The sequence below is a fragment of the Riemerella anatipestifer genome, assembly GCF_035666175.1.
Classification (GTDB): domain Bacteria; phylum Bacteroidota; class Bacteroidia; order Flavobacteriales; family Weeksellaceae; genus Riemerella; species Riemerella anatipestifer_D.
Genome location: NZ_CP142016.1, coordinates 37,933 through 51,404 on the forward strand (window position 1 = coordinate 37,933; position 13,472 = coordinate 51,404).

Annotated in this window: 14 protein-coding genes, 1 tRNA gene and 1 pseudogene; 6 read left to right on the top strand and 10 right to left on the bottom strand. The window is 34.2% G+C overall.

All coding sequences use genetic code 11. The features are described from left to right. Positions 1 to 20: 20 nt before the first annotated feature. Complete coding sequence (locus VIX88_RS00180; RefSeq protein ID WP_064969555.1) at positions 21 to 1,064, bottom strand: cytochrome-c peroxidase; 1,044 nt, start codon at positions 1,062 to 1,064, stop codon at positions 21 to 23. 207 nt (positions 1,065 to 1,271) lie between these two features. Further along, positions 1,272 to 2,561, bottom strand: a complete 1,290-nt coding sequence (locus tag VIX88_RS00185; protein ID WP_214193938.1) for an adenylosuccinate synthase — start codon at positions 2,559 to 2,561, stop codon at positions 1,272 to 1,274. 125 nt (positions 2,562 to 2,686) lie between these two features. Between VIX88_RS00185 and VIX88_RS00190 the strand changes: the two genes are divergently transcribed. The 3 genes from VIX88_RS00190 to VIX88_RS00200 all read left to right on the top strand — a co-directional run bounded on the left by VIX88_RS00190 (position 2,687) and on the right by VIX88_RS00200 (position 3,630). Beyond that, a complete protein-coding gene (locus tag VIX88_RS00190; protein ID WP_064969556.1) occupies positions 2,687 to 3,202 on the top strand; it encodes a TlpA family protein disulfide reductase in 516 nt (171 codons plus the stop codon). Between the two features lie 69 nt (positions 3,203 to 3,271). Beyond that, entirely contained in the window at positions 3,272 to 3,502 is a 231-nt protein-coding gene (locus VIX88_RS00195; protein WP_004918958.1) for a DUF2007 domain-containing protein, read from the top strand. 54 nt (positions 3,503 to 3,556) lie between these two features. Then, positions 3,557 to 3,630 (top strand) — tRNA-Ala (locus VIX88_RS00200). A gap of 99 nt (positions 3,631 to 3,729) precedes the next feature. Here VIX88_RS00200 and typA read toward each other — a convergent pair. After that, positions 3,730 to 5,535 (bottom strand): translational GTPase TypA, encoded by a 1,806-nt coding sequence (gene typA, locus VIX88_RS00205; protein WP_064969557.1) that lies wholly within the window; start codon positions 5,533 to 5,535, stop codon positions 3,730 to 3,732. A 429-nt stretch (positions 5,536 to 5,964) separates the two neighbouring features. Next, positions 5,965 to 6,204: a YdcH family protein gene (locus tag VIX88_RS00210; protein ID WP_004918955.1), complete on the bottom strand. Its 240-nt coding sequence runs from the start codon at positions 6,202 to 6,204 to the stop codon at positions 5,965 to 5,967. A 144-nt stretch (positions 6,205 to 6,348) separates the two neighbouring features. Between VIX88_RS00210 and udk the strand changes: the two genes are divergently transcribed. The 3 genes from udk to rsgA are packed head-to-tail and all read left to right on the top strand — an operon-like array spanning position 6,349 to position 8,307. Next, complete coding sequence (udk, locus tag VIX88_RS00215) at positions 6,349 to 6,969, top strand: uridine kinase (protein ID WP_310503712.1); 621 nt, start codon at positions 6,349 to 6,351, stop codon at positions 6,967 to 6,969. Continuing rightward, complete coding sequence (locus tag VIX88_RS00220; RefSeq protein ID WP_310503713.1) at positions 6,966 to 7,340, top strand: FtsB family cell division protein; 375 nt, start codon at positions 6,966 to 6,968, stop codon at positions 7,338 to 7,340. The genes udk and VIX88_RS00220 overlap by 4 nt, the downstream gene beginning before the upstream one ends. Before the next feature lie 19 nt (positions 7,341 to 7,359). Continuing rightward, positions 7,360 to 8,307, top strand: a complete 948-nt coding sequence (rsgA, locus tag VIX88_RS00225; RefSeq protein ID WP_310503714.1) for a ribosome small subunit-dependent GTPase A — start codon at positions 7,360 to 7,362, stop codon at positions 8,305 to 8,307. Positions 8,308 to 8,309: 2 nt separating this feature from the next. Here the strand turns inward: rsgA and VIX88_RS00230 are convergent. The 6 genes and pseudogenes from VIX88_RS00230 to VIX88_RS00255 all read right to left on the bottom strand — a co-directional run bounded on the left by VIX88_RS00230 (position 8,310) and on the right by VIX88_RS00255 (position 13,388). Further along, positions 8,310 to 9,376, bottom strand: a pseudogene (locus VIX88_RS00230) (anhydro-N-acetylmuramic acid kinase). Between the two features lie 258 nt (positions 9,377 to 9,634). Further along, complete coding sequence (locus VIX88_RS00235; protein WP_064969562.1) at positions 9,635 to 10,489, bottom strand: nucleoside phosphorylase; 855 nt, start codon at positions 10,487 to 10,489, stop codon at positions 9,635 to 9,637. A 19-nt stretch (positions 10,490 to 10,508) separates the two neighbouring features. Beyond that, positions 10,509 to 10,838: a translation initiation factor gene (locus tag VIX88_RS00240; RefSeq protein WP_064969563.1), complete on the bottom strand. Its 330-nt coding sequence runs from the start codon at positions 10,836 to 10,838 to the stop codon at positions 10,509 to 10,511. A gap of 128 nt (positions 10,839 to 10,966) precedes the next feature. Next, on the bottom strand, positions 10,967 to 12,541 hold the full coding sequence (gene rny / locus VIX88_RS00245) for a ribonuclease Y (RefSeq protein WP_064969564.1): 1,575 nt from the start codon (positions 12,539 to 12,541) through the stop codon (positions 10,967 to 10,969). A gap of 266 nt (positions 12,542 to 12,807) precedes the next feature. Then, the gene (locus tag VIX88_RS00250; RefSeq protein WP_052911069.1) at positions 12,808 to 13,086 is read right to left on the bottom strand and encodes a cell division protein ZapA; all 279 of its coding nucleotides are present in this window, start codon (positions 13,084 to 13,086) and stop codon (positions 12,808 to 12,810) included. Then, positions 13,086 to 13,388: a hypothetical protein gene (locus VIX88_RS00255; RefSeq protein WP_064969565.1), complete on the bottom strand. Its 303-nt coding sequence runs from the start codon at positions 13,386 to 13,388 to the stop codon at positions 13,086 to 13,088. The genes VIX88_RS00250 and VIX88_RS00255 overlap by 1 nt, the downstream gene beginning before the upstream one ends. Positions 13,389 to 13,472 lie beyond the last annotated feature (84 nt).

A 13,472-nucleotide genomic window follows, 5' to 3' on the forward strand; every position in this document is an offset into this window, starting at 1 on the left:
AAAATATACTACAAAATACTTTATTTATTAGCTACTGTTTTATACTTGTTGTCTATATCTGCCGTTAACGACTTCAAGAAAGCAACTATATTTTCAACATCTTTATCACTAATATCCTTATTGTTTTGTATTTTACTCATAATTCTTACGGCTTCTTCTAATGAAGCTACAGAACCATCGTGGAAGTAAGGATAAGTTTTTTCAACATTTCTAAGACTTGGTACTTTAAATAAATATTTATCTTTCTCATCTTTAGTTACATCTTGTCTTCCCAAATCTACTTTCTTACTCTTAGTATAATTCCAATAATCTGCATAAACCCCAAACTTTTGTAAAGAGCCACCTCCTACGGCAGGACCGTTATGACAAGCTATACAAGCATTATCTATAAAGGCTTTTAGACCATCTTTTTCCTTTTGTGTTAATGCATTTTCGTTTCCGTTTAGATATTTATCAAATCTACTTTCAGGCAACAATTGTCTCTCAAAACTACCAATCGCTTTAGTTAAATTTTTATAAGTAACAGGCTGAGCTTCATTAGGAAATGCTTTTTTAAATAAAGCTTGATATTCAGGGATTTGTCTTAACCTGTCTTCTAAGAATTTCTCAGATGGGATATTGTGCTCTATCGGATTTAAGATAGGCATTCCTGCTTGTTCCTCTACATCTTTAGCTCTTCCGTCCCAAAACTGCTGACTGTGTAGCGAAGCATAAATCACGGTAGGAGAGTTTCGTCCTCCAAATACCTTAGTATCCCCAGGAGAAGTTGGCAGGTTATCTACACCAAAAGTACTTAAGTTATGACATGAGTTACAACTAATAGTTTCGTTTTTAGAAAGTCTTTTATCAAAATATAACTTCTGACCAAGATTAATCATATCCTCACTGAAATCACCTTTATCAGTTATTGATACTGGTTTGAAGTATTGATTAGAACTTCTCATTAAATCAGACATTCCAGAGGTGTCAAATACATACTCTGCTTTTCCTTTGTCCACTTGTTCAGTACAGCTTACTAACATAACTCCTAAAAGTACTGTAAAAATAGCATTACTCCTTCTCATATCACAATTATTATAATTCTTTTACAAAAATAATAAATATTACGTGAAGTATTTTATGATAAATTATGTTTATAGAATATTTCTATTACCACTACTTTAATTATAATTTATTTTAAATATAAATAATATAAGTATTATTTTTTACAAAAAAAGTCAGTTATGAATTTTCACAACTAACTTTTATAATACTGAATGATAAAGTCTATTTTAAAATAATTCTTTTCTTATAATATTCTGAGTTCTTTCTGGCCCTACAGACACCAAATAAACATTGATACCTAAATATTTCTCTATAAATTCTATATATTTTTGAGCGTTCACGGGTAACTCATCATAAGAACGAGCTTTGGTAATGTCTTCCGTCCAACCTTCTAGGGTTTCATATATAGGCTCATAATCATAAAGTTTGGTAGTAGAAGAGGTGAAGTAATCTATAATTTTTCCGTCTTCTGTTTTGTATTTAGTTGCTACTTTTAGCTCTCCAATATTAGTTAGTACATCTAGTTTTGTTATAACTAAATTATTGATACCGTTAATCATACAAGCGTGCTTTAGCGAAACCAAATCTAGCCAACCTGTTCTTCTAGGTCTTCCTGTGGTTGCTCCAAACTCATGACCAATTTGTCTAATTTTTTCGCCTAAATCATTATCTAACTCAGTAGGAAAGGGTCCATTACCTACTCTTGTGGTATAAGCCTTAGCCACACCTATTAAATTTTTGAGAGCTGTAGGTGGCACACCCGCACCTGTACAAACCCCTCCTGTAGATGGAGATGACGAAGTAACATAAGGATAAGTACCAAAATCTATATCCAACATTAAAGCTTGAGCCCCTTCAAACAAGATATTTTTTCCGTCTTTAATCGCCTCGTTAATCTCTAGCTCTGTATCTACAATTCTGTCTTTTAGCTGTTCTCCAATAGCTAAAAACTCATTATAAATCGTGTCAAAGTCTAGAGTAGGTTTATTAAAATACTTTTCAAATAGTGAATTTTTAACCTTAAGATTTACTTTAATTTTTTCTGCTAAGACTTCTGGGTTTAGTAGGTCAATCATTCTTATTCCTACTCTTGCAATCTTATCTTCGTAGCACGGTCCTATACCTTTCTTAGTAGTTCCGATTTGCTTTTCTCCTACCAATTCTTCTTCCCTGTAAGTGTCTAAAAGAATATGATAAGGCATAATAACATGAGCTCTCCTACTGATAAAGATGTGGCCTGTACTAAGCCCTTTAGCTTCTATTTGTTTTATTTCGGAGATAAACGCTTTAGGATCTACCACTACACCATTAGCTATCACACATTTACCCTTGCATTGTAATACTCCAGAGGGCAAAAGATGTAGAACAAACTTGTCTTCACCCACATATACAGTATGCCCAGCATTGTTCCCACCTTGGAAACGCACCACATAATCTGATTTTGCAGAAAGTACATCTGTAATTTTACCTTTGCCTTCGTCTCCGTATTGGAGTCCTACTACCACATAAGTTGACATATTTTTTACTTTTTTATTAGAATGTTACAAAAATAATTTAAAAAAATGGGATATCAAAAGTCTTTTTGGTTTTGTTTTTGATAAGGAAAGTCTGTATTATTGTAATCTTAATTTATTTAAAACTTATGAAAAAAATACTCGTAATAACAGGAATGATGTTCGGAGCTTTAGCATACTCACAAGAAGCCCCTAAAGTTTTAAAGACTAGTTTTAGTGCATCTGCTCTGTCTCAAAAAGTACAAACAATAGACGGAAAGAAAGTTACAATTAAAGATGTACTAGCTAAACACAAGGGAAAAATACTTGTATTAGATATGTGGGCAAGCTGGTGTAGAGATTGTATTAACGCTTTACCTGCTGCAAGGACGCTAGAGAGCAACAATCCTAATGTAGACTTTGTATTTCTATCTTTAGATAGGAACGAAGAGGCTTGGAAAAAAGGATTAGACAAGCACGAATTAGCTAATAAAGAAAATTATTGGTTCTTTTCTGGATGGAAAAACAATTTTAACAATTATATAGATTTAAATTGGATTCCTCGCTATATTGTTATAGATCAGAAGTCTGATATTGCTAAATATTATGCTATTACGCCTGATGATCCTGATATTCAGAAAACGATAAATGAGCTATCAAAATAAATACGCCTTGTGGAAATTTGGTTATTACAAATAAAAGTAGTATATTGGGGTCATTAACCTAAAAAAATAATGATTATGGACGTAGTAACAAGAGTTCCCGTATTTGAGGGAGATACCATACAAGAAGTACAACTAATTAAATCAAAGTTAGAAGAAGCAGGTATCACAGCAGAAGTAGAGAATAGTTATCTTTCATTTTTATCTACGCCTACAGCAACAACTATGAAAGTTAAGGTAGAATTAAAAGATGAAAAAAAGGCTTTAGAAATTGTAGATGAATATCTAAAGTCTCAACAGTAGAAATACTATTTTGCTTTTGTGTTAAAATATTTATATCTTCGCAAAAGCAATCTTGGGGAATTGGCGCAGTTGGCTAGCGCGTTTGACTGGCAGTCAAAAGGTCACGGGTTCGAATCCCGTATTCTCCACTTTTTCAAATTTTATATAATAAAGCTACTTTCTTTGGAGTAGCTTTAGTTTTTTACAAAAAAATCCCACTATAAAATTTATAATGGGATTTTGATATTTTAGGCTTTTGCCATTCTTTCGGCTCTTTTTCTATCCTCTTCGGAAAGAATCTTCTTTCTCATTCGGATAAAATTAGGTGTTACTTCTATACATTCGTCTTGTTGTATGTATTCCATACACTCCTCTAAGGTCATAAGAACTTTAGGCGCGATGCTACCATCTTTATCTTTACCCGCAGCACGCATATTGTTAAGTTGCTTACCTTCTACAATATTCACTACCAAATCTCCTGGCTTGTTCTGTTCGCCTACAATCATACCTACATAAATTTCCTCGCCTGGGTCCACAAAGAAACGCCCTCTGTCTTGTAGCTTTTCAATAGAGTAGGCGGTAGATGACCCTTGGTTTTTAGAAATCAATAAACCATTACTTCTACCAGGTATCTGACCTTTGAATGGTTTATAATCCACAAATCTATGTGCCATAATGGCTTCCCCAGCCGTTGCAGTAAGCATTTGAGAACGAAGACCTATAAGACCTCTAGAAGGAATTTCAAACTCTAGGTGTTGCATTTCTCCTTTGGTCTCCATAATGTGTAAATCTCCTTTTCTCTGTGTAGCTAAGTCTATCACTCTAGAAGCATATTCTTCAGGAACATCTACCACTAAAGACTCGTAAGGTTCGCACTGTTCGCCATCTATTTCTTTAAGAATTACTTGAGGCTGACCGATAGTCATCTCGTAACCTTCTCTACGCATAGTTTCTATAAGTACAGATAAGTGCAATATCCCTCTACCAAATACTAAGAAAGTGTTTGCATCTTCTGTTTGTTGTACTCTTAAGGCTAAGTTTTTCTCAAGTTCTTTTTCTAATCTTTCCTTTAAATGGTTGGAAGTAACATATTTACCATCTTTACCAAAGAACGGAGAGTTGTTGATAGAAAAAGTCATATTAAGAGTAGGCTCATCTATAGACAACCTTGGAAGAGGTTCTGGATTTTCTAAATCTACGAAAGTGTCTCCTATCTGGAAATTGTCAAAACCAACGATAGCACAAATATCTCCTGCAAATACCTCGCTTACTTTTTTCTTACCTAAACCTTCAAAAATATAAAGTTCCTTTACTTTACCTTTAAGGATTTTGCCGTCTTCTTGAGCTAAGCCAATCCATTGAGATTCTTTAACCGAACCTCTGATGATTTTCCCTACGGCAATTCTTCCTAAGAAAGATGAGTAGTCTAAAGAGGTTACTTGCATTTGTAGATTACCTTCTTCTACTTTTGGTTCTGGTACATATTGTAGGATACCGTCTAGGAGTGGTAAAATATTTTCTGATTTTTCTAGGCTTGAATTAAACCAACCTTCTTTGGACGAGCCATAGAAAGTAGGGAAATCTAGCTGTTCTTCGGTAGCGTCTAGGCTAAAGAACAAATCAAAAACTTGGTCGTGAACTTCATCTGGACGACAGTTAGGTTTGTCCACTTTATTGATAACCACAATAGGCTTTAATCCTAATTCTAATGCTTTATGCAAAACGAAACGAGTTTGTGGCATAGGTCCTTCAAAGGCATCTACAAGTAGTAACACACCGTCTGCCATTTTAAGCACTCGCTCTACCTCACCACCAAAATCGGCGTGTCCAGGCGTGTCTATTACATTTATTTTAGTATCCTTATAGGTTACCGAGATATTTTTAGAAAGAATGGTGATGCCTCGTTCTCTTTCAAGGTCATTATTATCCATAATAAGCTCACCACTTTCTTGGTTTTCTCTAAAGATGTTAGTTGCGTGGATAATTTTGTCCACTAAAGTTGTTTTTCCATGGTCCACATGGGCGATAATCGCGATGTTTCTAATATTTTGCATAAAGAAAAAATTACGCCGCAAAAATAGGAAAAAAAATGGACTTAGAAGGTCTTTAAATGATAATAAAATAACTTAATGGAGGGATTTCATTGCGTTGTTCTAAGAAATTTTCTCACTTATTGACCTTTTATCTCTTTAAAATTGTATTTCTCTTAACCGCAATCCTATTTTTCCCCTTTGCATTTGCATTTTCCCCTCCTGCGATTGTATTTCTACCAATTACAATTAGGTTTTTCCTTTCTGCAATTCTATTTTCCCCCTTTACATTTACATTTTCCCCTCTTGCGATTGTATTTCTACCAATTACAATTAGGTTTTTCCTTTCTGCAATTCTATTTTCCCCCTTTACATTTGCATTTTCTTCTCCTGCAATTGTATTTCTACCAATTACAATTAGGTTTTTCCCTTTTGTAGGTTCATTCTATCCTTTTACGGTTGCGTTTTTAGATACTCATAGATTTCATCTTTTAGATGTAGTCTTATTTTTCTAAGTTCCGTTAAAAATTCATCTGTAGTATGGTTTTGCTCTCCTGCTTCATAGTGTTTAATTTTACCATTAACCTCGTCATAGTCGTTGAAAAGTTTTTTGAAATGATTGTCGGTTTGTTTTAAATCTGAAATTTTTTCTGAAAATTCAGGGAATTCGTTGATTAAAATGTGATTTTCCATTAGATTATATTTTTTATAATGTGAAGTTAGCAAATTCAACCAAAATCTGCAATGTGAATTTTGTCACTAGCTAATTCGATATAGTTTACATTATTTTTTGTTATATTATGTATCTTTGCGGAAATAAAAATAGATTGAAATAAGATGTTAGTAATAGGAATAGCAGGGGGTACTGGTTCGGGAAAGACTACAGTGGTTAATAAGATTTTGAAAAAACTAAATGTAGAGGGAGTAAATGTTCTTTCTCAAGATAACTATTATCACGACAACCAAAATCTTAGTATGGCGGAGCGAGAAGGGCTTAATTATGACCACCCAAAGTCGATAGATTTTGAACTTCTACGCGAGCACGTAAGGGCGCTTAAGAATAATGAGCCTATAAAGCAGCCTATTTATTCATTCGTTACCCATTCTCGCACGGGAGATTATGTCACTGTGGAGCCTAAGAAAGTATTGCTTGTAGAAGGTATCTTAGTACTTACCGATAAAGAGTTGCTTAAAGAATTTGATGTAAAGATTTTTGTGCATGCCGATTCGGACGAGCGTCTAATCCGACGTATTAAAAGAGATACGCAGGAGAGAGGCAGAGATTTGGAAGAAGTGCTTTACCGCTACCAAACAACCTTGAAACCAATGCATCAAGAGTTTATAGAGCCGTCTAAAAACGAGGCGGATATCATTATTCCTAATATGAAACAAAATCCTGTAGCGATAGATTTTTTAACCACGGTCATCAGTAATTCTCTAAAAAAACAATCTGAATGAAAAAGCTCATTAAAGATATAAATACAACAGAGGAGTCTAAAAAAAATTCTCCTAAAATGGAATTTTTTAAGAAATACATACTTAATAAATATGTTGTTACTATTGTGGCTTTTTTTGTTTGGATGACTTTTTTTGACAACACCTCTTTTCTTGTGATAAGAGATTTAGACTCAGAAATTAAAAAGTACGAGGAACAACTAGACTACTACAAAACAGAGTATGAAAAAAATGATGCTTTCTACAAAAAACTAATGTTTAATAGAGGAGAGAAAGAGAAATTTGCTAGAGAGAATTATTTTATGAAAAAGTCTAATGAAGAAATTTTCATACTAGTAGCTGATAGCACCAATGGTAATAAGACAACAAAATAAATAACACTTCTTATTCTTAATGGGCAGTAACGAAAGCATAACATTTAAAGGACTAATTACGAAATCTACGGGAAGTTGGTATCAAGTTTTGGAACAAGATACTCAGCAGTTCTACGAGGCAAGAATGAGAGGTAAATTTAAACTCCAAAAGACAAGGCTTACCAATCCTCTCGCTGTGGGAGATTGGGTAGAATTTCAGCTAGAAACCGATGGCGTTGCTTGGATTACTAAAATAGAGTCAAGAAAAAATTATCTCATCAGAAAGTCGGTTAATTTATCCAAAGAAGCTCATATCATAGCGTCTAATATAGATGTAGCTTGTTTTCTTTACACTTTAAATAGCCCCGAAACTTCGTTAGGTTTCCTAGACCGTTTTTTGGCTTGTTGTGAGGCTTATAATATTCGTCCACTTATATTGTTCAATAAGGCAGATATGCTGAATGAAGACGATATAGAATATGTAGAAGCTCTTAGAACTATCTATCATCATATTGGTTACGATAGTCTTTTGATTTCGTCTCGTACTCAACAGAATTTGGAGGAACTTAAAGCTATTCTTAAAGATAAAATTTCAGTATTCTTTGGGCATTCGGGTAGTGGCAAATCTACACTTGTAAATGCTCTACAACCAGGGCTTAATTTAAGGACTGGCGAAGTGTCAGAAGTTCACCTCAAGGGTAAACATACCACGACTTTTGCTCAAATGCATTTTTGGAACTTCGGCGGTAGCGTTATAGATACGCCAGGAGTTAGAGAATTTGCGATGATAGATGTTGAAAAGGAGGAAATACAGCATTATTTCCCTGAAATATTTAGAACGAGAGAGGACTGTAAATTTCACAATTGCTTGCACCTTAACGAACCTAAATGTGCCGTGCTTTCTGCTATAGAAAGCGGTGATGTTCTTGAAAGCCGTTACGCTACCTATACTAAACTAATGGAAGAGTCTGAAGAACAAGGATTTTAAAGTTATAATAATGCTCCATTCAGAAATAATACTCCAGAGCTGTGGTTATACTTTGCTCCTGTTACAGATGCCAAAACATTGGTTTTACCTTGCCACTTCAAAAGTCCTAACAAACCAAAAATAAGAGCTTCTTTGTATTCCAAAACTTCCGAAGACGGAATAATTATTTCTATATGAGGAGCTAAAAAACTCAGTCTTTCAATAAGAAATTGATTGTAAGCTCCACCCCTCCTGTAATCAAAAGTCTTTTGCCGATATTCGTATCCAAAACATTGGCTATTTGTATAGCTATATGTTCTACCAAACTTGCCAATAAGTCTTTAGGCTCTAAAGAAAATGTTTCTATAATTGGGATAAACCATTCATTCACCTGTTCAATTCCTAAAGATTTGGGGTGAGATTGTTTATAAAAGGATAGGGCATTAAGTTTATCAACAAGAGTTTGGTATATCTTACCACTTCTAGCAATTTCTCCGTTTTTATCATAAGGAAAAGAAAAATACTTTTCGGAATAATAATTCAATAATGTATTCACGGGGCAAATATCAAAAGCCAATCTTTCCCCATTTCTTTTGTACGAAATATTAGAAAACCCTCCTAGATTAAGACAAAAATCGTAGTCCGAAAACAGCAACTCATCACCCATAGGTACCAACGGTGCTCCTTGCCCACCTAAACGGACATCTTGCACTCTAAAATCGCCTACTATCGGAACATTTATCTCTTTTGAAACAGTTGGTAAATTACCTATTTGCAAAGTAAAACCACCTTTAGGATTGTGCCACACTGTATGCCCATGACTGGTAATTAAATCCAAATTTTTAATATTTTCTATTTTAATAAACCTTAATATTTCTTGATTAAGATAGTTTGAGTATTCTGCATTTAGTAACGCTACTTCCTGCTTTGTTTGTTGAGCAGCAGACTTTAGCTTCATCTGCCATTCCTTAGGATACGGATAGGTTTGAGCCTTTATAATTTCAAAATCATAAGTACTTTCATCTATTTTAAAATAGCAAAAATCAATTCCGTCTAATGAAGTACCAGACATCACCCCAATAATGTACATTTTTTCTCTTTTATATTTTTATTATGGCATTCCCTTTTCCGAGTCTTTACCCTAGGCTAAAAGGGGCGGGCTTTCGGCTTTATCTTTTTCATCGGTCGTACCTCCCTCAGAAAAAGGATATCGCCTCTATCCCTAATGCAGAACAATTGCCAATTTAAGTAAAATTGTTGAAATTAGAAGTCTTTCATTTATAACTATAAAAGGAGGCAAAAGCCTCCTCATTATGTAGTTCTGTTAGATATTATAAATTTTGAGTTTTTATTTGATAATTCTATCCAACACCCATTCTATCATATTTTTTTCTGAAGCGTGGTGGTCTGCAGAAAACTCTCCTCTACGGCGATTAGCAATTACACAGTTTACGGTAAGAGCCTTATGACCAAGTAGTTTTGATAGACCATAGATTGCGGAAGTTTCCATCTCAAAATTAGAAACGCCTAAATCATTAAGGGTTTCTAAAAAGTTTTCATCTACCGCTTTAAGCCTTAGCTGTCTTCCTTGTGGAGCATAGAATCCAGGGAAAGTAGCCGTATTTCCGTGGTATTTGGCATCTTTGTAATAATCTGAAATATCTTCTGCCCAGTCTGAAAAATAAAGCATTGATTTTATTTTCTCATAAGGGAACTTTTCTAAGAAATTTCTAGAAAATTTATTTTCAAACTGATAGTCTTGGTAGAAATGTAACAAACCATCAAGCCCCACCACATTTTGAGTTACCAACATATTATCTACCTCTATATCAGGGTTTACGCTACCGCAAGTTCCTAAACGGAACAACTGTAACGCAGTATGCTCTGACTTGAATTCTTTATTTTTCAAATCAATATTTACCAAGGCATCTAGCTCATTCATTACGATGTCTATATTCTCAGTACCAATACCTGACGACATTACCGTAATTCTTTCTCCTCTAAGCGTCCCTGTATGAGTATAGAATTCTCTTTTGTTCTTTTTGATTTCTATTTTATCAAAATACTTAGAAACCTTAGGAACACGGTCTGGGTCTCCTACCAAAATTATTTTTTCTGCAATATCCTCTGGAAGCAAATTAAGGTGATACACACTTCCGTCTTCATTAAGCACCAGTTCTGATGCAGCTAACTTATTAAGCATAATTATATATTTTTTATTTTTATCCTCCTACTCGTTTTGTTTTATATCCCATCTCTTTAAGAATGTCCATTATCTTATCTCTATTGTCGCCTTGTATAATGATAACACCGTCTTTTTCGGAGCCACCTATTCCTAAAGTTGTTTTAATTTTTTTAGAAATTTGTTTCAGTTCATCATCATTACCTTCAAAGCCTTCAATCAGAGTTACGGGCTTACCATTTCTCCCTTTTTTTTCATATTTACAGATAAGAGGCTCTTTCTGAATAGAAGTTTCTACCTCTTCTTCAAGCTCAAAATCTTGCTCTATATGATCAGGAAAAAGGTTCTTTAGTTGGTCTCTTAAATCCATGTTTCAAAGGTAGTAATTTGTTCTTAATTCTGATGCTATTTTGGAAGTGATTTTTTGCAGTTCTTCATAAAGAAAAAATCCAAACCTAGTTATTAAGTTTGGATTTTTAGATATAAAATAGTTAATGTTTATCGTGCAATGTTAACAGCTCTAGTTTCTCTAATCACCGTGATTTTTACTTGTCCTGGATAAGTCAGTTCATTTTGAATTTTCTCTGAAATATCATAAGAAAGTTGAGCGGCTACACTATCATTTACTTTAGCACTCTCTACCATTACTCTAAGCTCTCTACCTGCTTGGATAGCGTAAGCACTAGAAACTCCTTCAAAACTCAATGCTGCTGCTTCTAAATCTTTTAACCTTTGGATATAAGATTCTAAAACCTGTCTTCTCGCTCCAGGTCTTGCACCTGAAATTCCGTCTGCTACTTGGATAATAGGAGAGAGAAGGGAAGTCATTTCTATTTCGTCGTGGTGTGCACCTATGGCATTTACCACTTCTGGATTTTCTCCAAATTTTTCTGCCCACTGCATACCTAACAAAGCGTGAGGAAGTTCAGACTCTTGTTCTGGTACTTTACCAATATCGTGTAGTAGACCAGCTCTCTTAGCTAATTTCACATTAAGACCTAGCTCTGCCGCCATAGTAGCCGCTATATTAGCCACCTCACGAGAGTGCTGTAATAAATTCTGCCCATAAGAAGAACGATACTTCATTCTACCTACTATTTTTACTAGCTCTGGGTGTAAACCGTGTATTCCTAAATCTATAATAGTTCTTTTACCAACTTCTATAATTTCTTCTTCTATTTGCTTTCTTGTTTTTTCTACAATTTCCTCAATTCTTGCAGGGTGAATTCTACCGTCTGTAACTAATCTGTGGAGAGATAGCCTTGCTATTTCTCTTCTCACAGGGTCAAAACAAGATAAAAGGATAGCTTCTGGTGTATCATCTACTATAATTTCTACGCCTGTAGCTGCTTCTAAAGCACGGATATTTCTACCTTCTCTACCGATAATTCTCCCTTTAACATCATCAGATTCTATATTAAATACAGATACCGAATTTTCTATAGCTTGTTCTGTTCCTATTCTTTGGATAGTTTGGATAACTATCTTTTTAGCTTCGTTCTTTGCATTAAGTTGAGCTTCCTCCATTATGTTCTGAACATAAGATTGAGCTTTAGTTTTAGCTTCAGATTTCATGGTTTCTACCAATTCCTCTTTAGCCTCTTCAGCAGAGTAGCCTGAAACTTTTTCCAAAAGTTCTACTTTTTTAGCAATAGCAACGCTAAGCTTTTCTTGTTTCTTCTCTAGTTGTTCTTCCTTTCTAGAAAGGTCGCTAAGTTTCTTGTCTAAATCTTTTTCTAATTTACCTACTTTGCTTAGTTCGTCATTTAGTTTCTGCTCTTTATCTCTCGCTCTTTTCTCAACCTCCTGCATTTTCTTTTCTCTCTGTTGTATGTGAGCATCATGTTCTGTTTTGAGCTCTAAAAAGCGTTCTTTAGCTTGTATGTTTTTTTCTTGCTTTATACTTTCAGCTTTTACTTTAGCCTTTTCTATTAAATTCTCTGCGTTTTTCTTAGCATCTTCCACAATGAATTTTGCCTTAGAATTCAACGAGCTTTTAGCAAAAGCGAATCCTATAGCGGCTCCCACTATAAGACTACCGAGTATACTGATGATTAAAACTACTGTATCCATTTATATATATTTATTAATTTTTAACTTTTTTCCATAAAAAAACCTACAACCATTCTGTAAGATTAAAAGAGTAAACTCCTAATCAACACGATTCAGGTTAAGTCTTACTATCTGTAATCCGTGATAAAACGGCACGCCATCTAGCAAGCATTTACCCAGTATTAGTTTAGCGTTGAGTTTACCTTAATTAGTGTTAGAACAGTTGCAGGCAAAATTTCACACAATAAAAGGAAAGAAATTTATTGTATCCTAATTATTGTTTCTATTTACTCGTCCAATAATTGACTGAGGCTGCTCAATCTCTTTTGGACTGTTTCTATATTATTCTCTCCATTTTGTTTGGCTACTTCTGCATTAGTACCTAGTTTTAACGCACACATTGCCAAAACATCTTGTTTATCTTGAACATTAAAATTAGTTTCAAACTCCTTAATCATCGTCTCTATTTGTTTTCCTACCTTACGGAGTGTTTCTTCTTCGTCGGCAGGTACATTAAGTGGGTATCTTCTACCAGCTATATTGATATTGATTCTACGCACTTCCATTACAAGCCTTTATTTTGAAGTTGTGCAATACAGGCATCTATTTCCTTAATAAGCCTATTGATATGGTTTTTCATCAATCTATTATGGTTGGGATTACCCGATATTGCAGAAACTAACTTTATTTCTTTATATTTTTCCAACAATTCCTGATGAGCTTTTTTTTCTGCATCTAATTTCTTCTTCGTTTCATTATGACTATCCAAAAGAGCCGAATAATCATCTTTAAGCTTTTGATAATCACTTCTTAAGTGGATTACCTTTTGTTCAACTTCTGAAAAATGATTTTCTATCTCTTTTAGCATATCCTCAGGATGTGTTCTAACCTTGACACAAAAGTATAAAAAAAACTTCGCCTACTAAAAGGATTTTTCAACTTTTTTAAACAC

Coding starts and splice junctions, on each gene's coding strand:
- VIX88_RS00180 (WP_064969555.1), bottom strand. CDS start 1,064: ATGAGAAGGAGTAATGCTATTTTTACAGTACTTTTAGGAGTTATGTTA.
- VIX88_RS00185 (WP_214193938.1), bottom strand. CDS start 2,561: ATGTCAACTTATGTGGTAGTAGGACTCCAATACGGAGACGAAGGCAAA.
- VIX88_RS00190 (WP_064969556.1), top strand. CDS start 2,687: ATGAAAAAAATACTCGTAATAACAGGAATGATGTTCGGAGCTTTAGCA.
- VIX88_RS00195 (WP_004918958.1), top strand. CDS start 3,272: ATGATTATGGACGTAGTAACAAGAGTTCCCGTATTTGAGGGAGATACC.
- typA (WP_064969557.1), bottom strand. CDS start 5,535: ATGCAAAATATTAGAAACATCGCGATTATCGCCCATGTGGACCATGGA.
- VIX88_RS00210 (WP_004918955.1), bottom strand. CDS start 6,204: ATGGAAAATCACATTTTAATCAACGAATTCCCTGAATTTTCAGAAAAA.
- udk (WP_310503712.1), top strand. CDS start 6,349: ATGTTAGTAATAGGAATAGCAGGGGGTACTGGTTCGGGAAAGACTACA.
- VIX88_RS00220 (WP_310503713.1), top strand. CDS start 6,966: ATGAAAAAGCTCATTAAAGATATAAATACAACAGAGGAGTCTAAAAAA.
- rsgA (WP_310503714.1), top strand. CDS start 7,360: ATGGGCAGTAACGAAAGCATAACATTTAAAGGACTAATTACGAAATCT.
- VIX88_RS00235 (WP_064969562.1), bottom strand. CDS start 10,489: ATGCTTAATAAGTTAGCTGCATCAGAACTGGTGCTTAATGAAGACGGA.
- VIX88_RS00240 (WP_064969563.1), bottom strand. CDS start 10,838: ATGGATTTAAGAGACCAACTAAAGAACCTTTTTCCTGATCATATAGAG.
- rny (WP_064969564.1), bottom strand. CDS start 12,541: ATGGATACAGTAGTTTTAATCATCAGTATACTCGGTAGTCTTATAGTG.
- VIX88_RS00250 (WP_052911069.1), bottom strand. CDS start 13,086: ATGGAAGTGCGTAGAATCAATATCAATATAGCTGGTAGAAGATACCCA.
- VIX88_RS00255 (WP_064969565.1), bottom strand. CDS start 13,388: ATGCTAAAAGAGATAGAAAATCATTTTTCAGAAGTTGAACAAAAGGTA.